This window comes from Marinobacter sp. UBA2498, from assembly GCF_002341575.1.
In the GTDB taxonomy this organism is placed as follows: domain Bacteria; phylum Pseudomonadota; class Gammaproteobacteria; order Pseudomonadales; family Oleiphilaceae; genus Marinobacter; species Marinobacter manganoxydans.
This window is the reverse complement of the sequence record NZ_DDOI01000043.1, coordinates 567-9,095: the sequence shown is the minus strand read 5'-3', so window position 1 is coordinate 9,095 and position 8,529 is coordinate 567. Positions and strand designations below refer to the sequence as shown.

9 protein-coding genes are annotated in these 8,529 nt (G+C 57.3%); 1 reads left to right on the top strand and 8 read right to left on the bottom strand.

What is annotated here, in order from left to right; translation table 11 throughout:
- The coding region (locus B2W52_RS04830; RefSeq protein WP_286801652.1) for an HD-GYP domain-containing protein at positions 1 to 867 on the top strand (867 nt) is incomplete at its 5' end.
- A gap of 51 nt (positions 868 to 918) precedes the next feature.
- Here the strand turns inward: B2W52_RS04830 and B2W52_RS04825 are convergent.
- The 8 genes from B2W52_RS04825 to B2W52_RS04790 form a co-directional block, all read right to left on the bottom strand.
- Complete coding sequence (locus tag B2W52_RS04825) at positions 919 to 3,138, bottom strand: PhnD/SsuA/transferrin family substrate-binding protein (RefSeq protein WP_273069565.1); 2,220 nt, start codon at positions 3,136 to 3,138, stop codon at positions 919 to 921.
- 56 nt (positions 3,139 to 3,194) lie between these two features.
- A complete protein-coding gene (locus B2W52_RS04820; protein WP_273069567.1) occupies positions 3,195 to 4,154 on the bottom strand; it encodes an ABC transporter substrate-binding protein in 960 nt (319 codons plus the stop codon).
- Positions 4,155 to 4,257: 103 nt separating this feature from the next.
- Entirely contained in the window at positions 4,258 to 5,166 is a 909-nt protein-coding gene (locus B2W52_RS04815; protein WP_273069568.1) for a LysO family transporter, read from the bottom strand.
- Between the two features lie 27 nt (positions 5,167 to 5,193).
- Positions 5,194 to 5,562, bottom strand: coding sequence for a PA4575 family protein (locus tag B2W52_RS04810; protein ID WP_273069570.1), 369 nt, complete (start codon positions 5,560 to 5,562; stop codon positions 5,194 to 5,196).
- A gap of 12 nt (positions 5,563 to 5,574) precedes the next feature.
- A complete protein-coding gene (locus B2W52_RS04805) occupies positions 5,575 to 5,895 on the bottom strand; it encodes a DUF2288 domain-containing protein (RefSeq protein WP_008173025.1) in 321 nt (106 codons plus the stop codon).
- 40 nt (positions 5,896 to 5,935) lie between these two features.
- On the bottom strand, positions 5,936 to 6,349 hold the full coding sequence (locus B2W52_RS04800; RefSeq protein WP_008173027.1) for a response regulator: 414 nt from the start codon (positions 6,347 to 6,349) through the stop codon (positions 5,936 to 5,938).
- Positions 6,339 to 7,487: a response regulator gene (locus tag B2W52_RS04795; protein ID WP_008173029.1), complete on the bottom strand. Its 1,149-nt coding sequence runs from the start codon at positions 7,485 to 7,487 to the stop codon at positions 6,339 to 6,341. Before B2W52_RS04795 ends, B2W52_RS04800 begins: the two co-directional genes overlap by 11 nt.
- A 27-nt stretch (positions 7,488 to 7,514) precedes the next feature.
- Positions 7,515 to 8,529 (bottom strand): GGDEF domain-containing response regulator (locus B2W52_RS04790; protein WP_286801647.1); only part of this gene is annotated, 1,015 nt, incomplete at its 5' end.

The window sequence follows — 8,529 nt, the reverse complement described above, 5'->3', positions numbered from 1 at the left end:
GAGTTCATGAACCACGCCAAGGTGGGCAGCGCTATCGATGTGGCGCCCATCCACCAGTTGGCGGACGAACTGCAACACTCCGTGCTCAGGAATGCCAACGCACTAAGCTGCCTGGGGCGCATCCGGGAAAAAGACAATTATCTTCTGGAACACTCGGTAAATCTGAGTGTGTTGATGTCCCTGTTCGGGAACTACCGCGGCCTGTCGTCTGACGTCCTGCACCAGACCATTGTGGGCGCACTTCTCCACGACCTGGGAAAAATCCTCACACCCGACGAGATACTGCACAAGCCCGGACGCCTGACCCCGGAGGAGTTTGAAGTGATGAAACTCCACGCCCGCCATTCACGGGACATTCTGGCTACCACAGAGGGCATTGGCGAGCTCACCGTCATCACGGCGGCCCAGCACCACGAACGCCTCGACGGCACAGGCTATCCAGAGGGTCTGAAGGGTGATGAGATCTCGGAATACGGTCGCATGGTGGCGATCAGCGATGTATACGATGCCATCACCGCAGACCGGGTCTATCACAAGGGCATGACACCAACACAGGGTCTGAAGAAGCTTCTGGAGTGGAGCGGCACTCACCTCGATCCCAGTCTGGTCAAACAGTTTATCCGGTGCCTGGGCCTTTACCCGGTGGGTTCGCTGGTGCTTCTGGAAAGTGGTCGCCTTGGCGTCGTGGTTGAAGCCAATGAAAGTGACCAGAGGCTGCCGACTGTGCGCGTTATGTACCACACCAAATTCCGCATGCCGATCACAGTAGATACCCTCGATCTCGCGAAACCGGGCACACAGGACCGGATTCTGCGAGCCGTTGATCCGGAAACCTACAAGATTGATGTCAGGAAATTCCTCGCCTGAGAACGCTGACAGCCGCGGACAGCTCGGAATAGAGTGGTTCAACAGCTGCTATCAGGAAGATGGATCAGAGAATCGGACATAGCGATTGCGGCCCCGGTGCTTGGCCTGATACATGGCCTGGTCGGCCTGGCGCAGGAGCTGGTCGCCGTCCAGATCCTCTGCCTGCGGGAACAGCGTGTAGCCGATACTGGCTGAAACTTCGACGCTGTGATCGGCAACCCAGACAGGTTCTGCCACCCGCGCCAAAAGACGTACCAACAGGGTCTCAAGAGATGCGTCGTCCTGAACATTCATCACGATGGCCGCAAACTCATCACCACCGAGCCTCGCCAGAGTATCCTCTTGCCGGAGTTCCGAACGCATACGGGCGGCCACCTCGACAAGCAACTGGTCACCCGCCTCATGACCGAAGGCATCGTTTACCGGCTTGAACTCGTCCAGATCAATATAAACCACCGCCAGTTTGCCGCTCTGACGCCGGGTAAGAGCCATGCCTTGCTGCAATCGGTCGGCAAACAGAACCCGGTTAGGCATTCCGGTCAGGGCATCGTAATGGGCCATGATCCGGAGCTTTCTTTCCTGCTCTTTAAGCCGACTGATGTCACTGAAAATACCGACAAAATGCGAGACTTCGCCATGATCGCCACGAACACTGCTCAGTGTTACCGACAAGGTAATCGGCTCGCCATCATTGCGTCTGCTGGAAAACTCTCCGGACCAGAAGCCCTGAGACCGGGCACTGGCGAAAATACCACTGCCTTCCTCCACCGGTAGGGGTGGCAGTCTTCCTATTGCCCGATTGCGGGGCCGGCCGGTTATCGCCAGATACGCATCGTTGGCATCAATCACGATGCCGTGATTATCAGTAATGAAAATAGCCTCGCGGGCGTATTCGAAGACGCTCGCCGCCAGCCGCTGCCGCTGTTCCGCGTGTTTCCGGAGAGTGATTTCATACAGGGAGCAAAGAATCAGAGCTTCCGGTTCGTCCTCGGTGTGGACGGGCGCCATGGTAAGCTCCACCCAGATTTCCGTGCCGTCAGAGCGATTCAGAACCCATTCGCACTGTTCCACCTGACCCGCCGAAACCCGGGCCAGCATGGGCGCCATTTTCTGTCGGGAAATCTGCCCGTCTGGCTGGAATTCCGGCGAAAAGACCGCCAGATCCTTGCCGACCAGTGATTCACTGGAGGTGTACCTGAGCAGGTCAACAGAAGCCCGGTTGGTGTCGATGAAAAGTCCACCCCGGATCAGCAATGCAGCTTGTGGCCAACCCCGGATAAGCTGGCGCAGACGCCTCTGTTCCGCGGCCAGCTGCCGCTTGCTCCTGCCCAGCCAGAGCGACGAGGCCACCAGCAACATGACCAACACCAGAATGGTAAAGACCCAGAGCCGATACTGGTGCAACGCATCCACCCAGGTAAGTTGGGGCACCTGGTCGTAGGGCGGCACCCGCAGAGTGCGAGCCAGGTACTCAACCGACTGGTAGTCTGCGGGCGGCGAAAAACCCGAAATGCCGACTGACAGCGCCACCTCGTCTTCCGGCTCAATGGCAAAAAGCGCCGACGCGATACGGCGGACGGCCCGCTCGTTTACATGGGGCAGCGCCACCACGGGCCATTCGGGATATAGACGGGTTGAAACAACGTAGGGGAAACCCGCCAGCCGCTGACGGTTCAGAACCTTGACCTTGGTAAACAGATCAGGGTCTTCCTGCGCCATCTGTTCCAGAATGCTGGTTCGGATAAAGCCTACATCGGCATCTCCGGAGAGAACCGAACGAACCACTCGGTCGTGGGTGCCCATAAACCGGATCAGATTCACTCTCCGGATATCAATACCGGCATCCAGGAGCTCGAGAACCTGCGTCTGGTAGCCCCCCAGGAAATGGACACCGGGCGAGGCAATGGTCTTATCACGGATATCAGCGAGCTGTTCAATGTCGTCGCGCTCGGCCCTGGTAAAGATCACGCCACCAAGACTGCCGGTCGAAGACTGGCCGGAGCGCCTGACCAGAGTCGCCAGAACGCCGGTCAGACTGCGTTCGCTTCGGATCAGTAGAAAATGGCTGGGATTGGTAAGAAAAAAATCGAGCCGGTTGGCGGCGATCGCCCGGCTCATATTCTCCTGATTGAGAACCTCCAGCCTTACGGATATGCCGGTTTCCCTGGACAGGTAGTCCGTCAGAGGCTGGTAACGTTCCTGAAGCACACTGTCCGGCCGATAGGCGAATACACCCATAGTCAGTGTTTCATCGGCACTGGCTGATGCCATCGCCACAAATTCCGTGGCAAACAGAAAACAAAGACAGGCAACAAACCGGCGAATATTCAAGAGACCCTCGCTGGCAGAAACGAAGGATCTGACATGCGCTGGATGCCAGGATTTTGATCAATCATACCCTCTGCCAGCATAAGGCGAGACAGGGATCCGGCCATGGTTTCGATGGGTCCGGCTGCTCTGAGATAACGCTGGTTTGCGGCCAGATCCGGCAGCATAACGCTGGCCAGTGCCATGCGGACCTCGTCCGGGCTGATCCCCTGACGGGTGGCAATCCGGTACATTGAGTCGTGCATGCTCCGCACCAGGTGCTGCAGGCCGGTAAAATGTCCGATCAACAGGTCGCGAACCGCTCTGGAATTGCTTTCTGCCACTTTCCGGGTCACCACCAGCACATCGAAGATGGTTTCCGGAATGGCACTACTATCGAAGAGTCTGACTCCTCCGGCGTTCTCTATGAGTGACGCTGTTGGCTCGTAGCACACGGAAGCATCAACTTCACCCCGGGACCAGGCTTGCGCATGCTGGCTTACCGGCAAATCCACTTTTATCACATCGCTGCGACCGAGCCCTGCTACCTCAAGGATTTTAAACAGCATAACGCCCGAGACGCCGTTCAGCTCCACCGCAATCCGCTGCCCCTTGAGGGCTGTCAATTCCGTGATCGATGGCTTGACCATCAGTACATCGGCGCCGGCGGACACATCAGCGACGGCAACCACAACCAGTTCCAGCCCACTCGACCGGACCCGTATGGTTTCATCCAGAGTCAGTGCCGCCCCATCAAGCGCCCCTGAAAGAAGGCCCTCCATGGAGTCTTTGGCAGACGTGCCCGGCACCAGCGCAACCGTATCCGGCAACCAGTTGAAATCACGGGCAAGGTACAGTGGCTCGTAGCCGATCCAGGGGTGAATACCGAACCTCAGCGGGCCGGAATCGCTGCAACCCGGCAATCCCGCCGCGGACAGTCCGGCTGCTATCGATAGACCAAGGAATTCACGGCGTTGCATCAGGCTCCGGACCGGGCGAAGACATTAACATTTGTCAATAAACGACAGTTTACTGCTTCACATACTACCCGTAAAACCGCAACTTGCATTGCACCGTGTCAATTTATCCCAAAGACAGGAACACCCCCATCAGCACCGGCGAGAGAAAAGACAGCAAGAAACCGGAGGCGATCGCCACCGGAACACAGGTCAGCCCGCCACTGCTGCGGATAACCGGCAGGGTGAAGTCCATGGCGGTAGCGCCACCATAACCAATAGCCATGGCCGGCCTGTTGGCAATCAGCAAGGGGATGATTGCCAGCGCAACAATCTCCCTGAGCACATCATTGAGGAAGGCCACGCCGCCCCAGGCAGGGCCAAGGGCTTCGCCGATGACAATGCCGGACAGCGAGTACCAGCCAAACCCGGAGGCAACCGCCAGGGCGTCGTGCCAGGGCAACCCAAGCCAGGGTATCAACAGGGCACCGGCCACCAGGGAACTGAGCGTCAGAGCCAGCGCGATACCGAGCCCCTGACGATTCATCAGAAGTTTGCGCAGCGACAGCCCGGCATTGCGCAACTGCAGGCCGATCAGAAACAGCAGCAACATCAGGGACCAGGTCGCCAGTTGTTCCGCCATGGGCATGTCCGGCAACAGGTAATAGCCGGCAAGCAGCCCGGCAACAACCGCCACCAGCGGTTTCAGGCCGGCCAGAAAAAGCCGGCGGTATCCGGGGCTGACACTGCCCTCGACCCGCTCGATGGACATTGGCTGCCAGCGGTGGAACATCCAGAGCCCAAACATGTTGGCGACGAAAAGCACCAGCACTAGTGCCAGTACCTGAGTCGCCATGCCACCCAGTTGCGCCGCCAGGCCTTCCATCTGGCCAAGCCCCAGGCCCAGCAGCAACAGGATAAAATAGACCAGGACCTCCACCGTGTAATGGATCACCGTCATGGCACGGCGGTTTTCCAGGGCGATGGCAAAACCAAAAAACAGGGGAGCAAGAATGAGCAAGGCTCCAGTCAGCATGGCGTCCTCGAAAAGAAAAGGGGGTTATCAGGTCAGGGGTTTGAACTGGTCGGGATCGGCATCCGGGGTGGCCTGTTCGCCCTGGGGAGCTCCGATAGTGCGGGCAAGACGCTGGGCGGTAACGGACCAGACCGCATAATCTCCGGGCTTCGGCTCATAGCCTTTTCCCACCATGGTGCCGGCGACGCTCCTGAGAACCGATTCAGCCCGGGCCTGGGTTGGCCAGGGCCCACGGCAGAACTGCCCATCCGGGCGCCCCCGGTCAGGGCCAGCCAGAGCTACCAGGCCCCAATGACCGCCGCCTGCTGGCCGGATGTGCAGCTCGATGCGTTGGCCGTCTTTCACCATGACGAGATCCCGAAGCGGGCTACGGCCGTGGAAATAGTGGAGCTTCATGATGCCATTCTGTCAGTGCAGAACATGCCCTGACCTGTCCTGCACGAGAACCCAGGGTGCGATGACGACCGCCCAGAGTTCCGCATTGCGATCATACCAATCCTGAGCGGTGTCCGGCGCAACCTCACCAACGCGTCCATCGTTCATCCACTGTTCGAAACGGGCTTTGTTATCCGCCGCCAACTCAGTCGCCACTTCAAGCAGATCCAGGTCCGGCGACACCCTGACGACCTGCCCCCTCGCAAAGTAGGTCTGCAGATCGTGCCAGCGGATGCGAGAAGTCTCAAGATTCAGCTTGGCTTTCAATTCGTCCCGGGATGGGGAGGATGACATGACTACCTCATCAGTCTAAACAGGGCTCAGGCTGGCCAGACTACCGGAAATCTCGCCCCACCGCATCTGCCAGAATCTGAGCAATCTGTTCTGAAAGGTTCATGGGGTCAAAGGGCTTCGGTATGACACCGAGCGCTCCCAACGCCTGATATTCCTCGATTTCGGATTTCTGTAGCCTGGCGGTCATAAAGATGACTGGCACTGTCTCCATCCCATCAAGCTCACGCAGTGCCTGCAACGTCGTAGGACCATCCATTCCCGGCATCATAACGTCCAGCAAAATCAGTTCCGGCTCGAATTCTGGGGCTCTCTCCACAGCCTCAGCGCCGGACTCGCAAATCGCCGTTAAAAAGCCGCCGACATCCTCCAGAGCAATTTCCGCGACTGCCCGAATATCCGGATCATCCTCAACATACAGAATCTTCTGAGGCAAGTTTTGTTGTTTACTCTCCATTACTTTTCTCCCGCTCTGTTTCTTCGGTTTCCATACCAATGCGTCTAATCAGCCTGCGGCATTCCTCGGAGTCCTGCTCGCCTGAAGCCAAAAGAGAGGCAGCACGCATAATCAGCCGTTCCTCACGGGTGCAATCGTTGGGCAGAAAATGGACGGCACCGATCAGCTCCCGGACCCCCAGCGGCAAGCGCCATTGAACCTTGAGCCGGTTTCCATAAGCCTGTGCCCACTCCTCCAGAACCTTTTCCGCCTCTGCCGTTCCGATTTCACCTCCGGCTGCAGCATACTGGTTGAGTACCTTGAGAACAGCGAGCTCGCCCAGGCGGCTTAGCAACCCGGCTTTTTGAAGCGGGAGGGGTTGTTTCTTCAGGCTGATCGCCAATCGCTGGGCCTCTTTTGCCACCTGCAAGGCGCATTCGTGGTAGGTTTTTGAAAGCTCGCGTAGCGGCTCATGCTGCAGCTTGTTGGATACATCCAGCGACAACGCCAAAGCCTGGTTCAGTGCAAGAGGTACGCCCAGAGACCCGATAGCATCTCTCAGAGTTTCAACGGGCTTGCCGGAACGCCTGAATGAGCTGCTGTTGGCCACATCCAGCAAACGGGCGGTGAGGCTGGCCTCTTCTCGCCAGCGCTCAGCCAGCTGCGCCGCGGAAAGATCTCCCTGGCGACCGATTAATTCAAGAATGTCCGAAGGGTCCACATCGGAGGGCAACTGAATCACTTCCTCCAGTGAATCACGGAGCAATGTCTTGAGGTCCGGCGCTTCAGAGGTCTGATCGACTTTCAGTAGCTTTCCAAGCCGTTCGTGGAGGTTCGCCACATCGAAGGGTTTGGTCATGTAACCGTCGATCCCGTAATGAGCCGCCTGCAACACAGACTCCCGATCAGAGCGGCCGGAAACCATCACAATGGGAACATCACGATCCAGTTGACGCACCTGCCTGACAAGTTCCAGCCCCGATCCATCCGGCAGATTTCTGTCCGCAATGTAAAGGTCAAACCGGTTATTTTTTACCTGCCTGAGCGCTTCACCGAGAGTATCGGCGAGCACAACAGACACACCCGAGTATAGGCCCGCGACGACAGTTTCCAGCAACTCTGCAATGAGATCATCGTCTTCAAGAATCAGCGCTTTCAAATGACCACCCTAAGCGTACAACGGACATTATTTGGAAGAGTAAACGGTCACCCCGTCACGGCCACCGCGTTTGCGCTCATAAAGCGCCTGATCGGCGGCATTCAGGGCATCCTCACCGTTGGTAAAATCATTAATCGCGGCAATGCCTGCGCTGAAAGTAACCTGAAAGCTGGACTCTCCCGCCACGAAAGAAAGTTCGGAAAAGCTTTCACCAATTCCACGAATCAGGTCTTTGGCCGCAGAAACATCACACTCAGGTAAAACCACCAGAAACTCCTCGCCTCCGTAACGACCGATCATATCAGTCTCGCGCAACCGATTTCTCAGAAGGTTGGCAAGGGTGCGAATCACGATATCACCCTGCGAGTGGCCCCAAGTATCGTTTACCGTCTTGAAATGATCGAGATCAAGCATAACAACACAGGACCGGTGACCACTCCTACGACATCTTGCCAGTTCTTTTTCAACCTCTTCCTTGATCAATGAATGTTTCAGAAGACCGGTCAAGCTATCCCGGTTCATAAGCTCGGAAAGCTGACGGGCCCGGTAACAACGAATGCGCACCGACCGGACCAGATAACTATCCGAGACCGGCTTCATCAGGAATTCATCCGCGCCCTTGGACAAAGCCTCCAGCTGGTTTTCGCGATCATCCTCAGAAGAGAGATAAATGATTGGCAGGCTCAACCACCGTGGCTCGAACCGAATCAGCCGGGCGAGCGTGACACCGGAATAGTCGCCGATCTGAACATCCATCAGGACGATGTCCGGCACAAAATCTGCAAGGCTGGACGTCAGGTGAAAAGGCTCTGACACTGCTTGCGCCTCAATACCGGCCGCCTGCAACACCAGACAATAGTGTTCGGCCAGCTCGGCATCGTCTTCGACGATCAGCACCCGCCCCTGTACATTGGCGCTGCGTTCAATGGCAAGCGACTCAATCCTTTCGGCAAGTTCAGGTATGTCCACCGGATCCGGGAAGAATGCATACGCTCCGGTCTCGGCCACTCTGTAGCGGTTCTGGAAAGAATTATCGCTGCCC